This is a genomic window from Citrobacter telavivensis, assembly GCF_041807075.1.
Taxonomy (GTDB): domain Bacteria; phylum Pseudomonadota; class Gammaproteobacteria; order Enterobacterales; family Enterobacteriaceae; genus Citrobacter_A; species Citrobacter_A telavivensis.
The window spans coordinates 1-1604 of the sequence record NZ_JBGUBF010000022.1 but is presented as its reverse complement, the minus strand read 5'-3'; the positions used below and the strand labels follow the sequence as shown (position 1 = coordinate 1604).

Here is a 1604-nt window from a genome sequence, read left to right as displayed (position 1 = left end):
TTTTCATCAGACAATCTGTGTGGACACTACAAAGGCAGGTTCTTTAAGGTAAGGAGGTGATCCAACCGCAGGTTCCCCTACGGTTACCTTGTTACGACTTCACCCCAGTCATGAATCACAAAGTGGTAAGCGCCCTCCCGAAGGTTAAGCTACCTACTTCTTTTGCAACCCACTCCCATGGTGTGACGGGCGGTGTGTACAAGGCCCGGGAACGTATTCACCGTGGCATTCTGATCCACGATTACTAGCGATTCCGACTTCATGGAGTCGAGTTGCAGACTCCAATCCGGACTACGACATACTTTATGAGGTCCGCTTACTCTCGCGAGGTCGCTTCTCTTTGTATATGCCATTGTAGCACGTGTGTAGCCCTGGTCGTAAGGGCCATGATGACTTGACGTCATCCCCACCTTCCTCCAGTTTATCACTGGCAGTCTCCTTTGAGTTCCCGACCGAATCGCTGGCAACAAAGGATAAGGGTTGCGCTCGTTGCGGGACTTAACCCAACATTTCACAACACGAGCTGACGACAGCCATGCAGCACCTGTCTCACAGTTCCCGAAGGCACCAATCCATCTCTGGAAAGTTCTGTGGATGTCAAGACCAGGTAAGGTTCTTCGCGTTGCATCGAATTAAACCACATGCTCCACCGCTTGTGCGGGCCCCCGTCAATTCATTTGAGTTTTAACCTTGCGGCCGTACTCCCCAGGCGGTCTATTTAACGCGTTAGCTCCGGAAGCCACTCCTCAAGGGCACAACCTCCAAATAGACATCGTTTACGGCGTGGACTACCAGGGTATCTAATCCTGTTTGCTCCCCACGCTTTCGCACCTGAGCGTCAGTCTTCGTCCAGGGGGCCGCCTTCGCCACCGGTATTCCTCCAGATCTCTACGCATTTCACCGCTACACCTGGAATTCTACCCCCCTCTACGAGACTCAAGCCTGCCAGTTTCGAATGCAGTTCCCAGGTTGAGCCCGGGGATTTCACATCCGACTTGACAGACCGCCTGCGTGCGCTTTACGCCCAGTAATTCCGATTAACGCTTGCACCCTCCGTATTACCGCGGCTGCTGGCACGGAGTTAGCCGGTGCTTCTTCTGCGGGTAACGTCAATTGCTGCGGTTATTAACCACAACACCTTCCTCCCCGCTGAAAGTACTTTACAACCCGAAGGCCTTCTTCATACACGCGGCATGGCTGCATCAGGCTTGCGCCCATTGTGCAATATTCCCCACTGCTGCCTCCCGTAGGAGTCTGGACCGTGTCTCAGTTCCAGTGTGGCTGGTCATCCTCTCAGACCAGCTAGGGATCGTCGCCTTGGTGAGCCGTTACCTCACCAACAAGCTAATCCCATCTGGGCACATCCGATGGCAAGAGGCCCGAAGGTCCCCCTCTTTGGTCTTGCGACGTTATGCGGTATTAGCTACCGTTTCCAGTAGTTATCCCCCTCCATCGGGCAGTTTCCCAGACATTACTCACCCGTCCGCCACTCGTCAGCGAAGCAGCAAGCTGCTTCCTGTTACCGTTCGACTTGCATGTGTTAGGCCTGCCGCCAGCGTTCAATCTGAGCCATGATCAAACTCTTCAATTTAAGTTTGATGCTC

1 rRNA gene is annotated in these 1604 nt (G+C 53.6%); it reads right to left on the bottom strand.

From position 1 onward, the window contains the following. Window positions 1-49: 49 nt before the first annotated feature. Window positions 50-1591: ribosomal RNA gene (locus ACERJC_RS25445) — 16S ribosomal RNA — on the bottom strand. Between the last annotated feature and the right edge of the window lie 13 nt (window positions 1592-1604).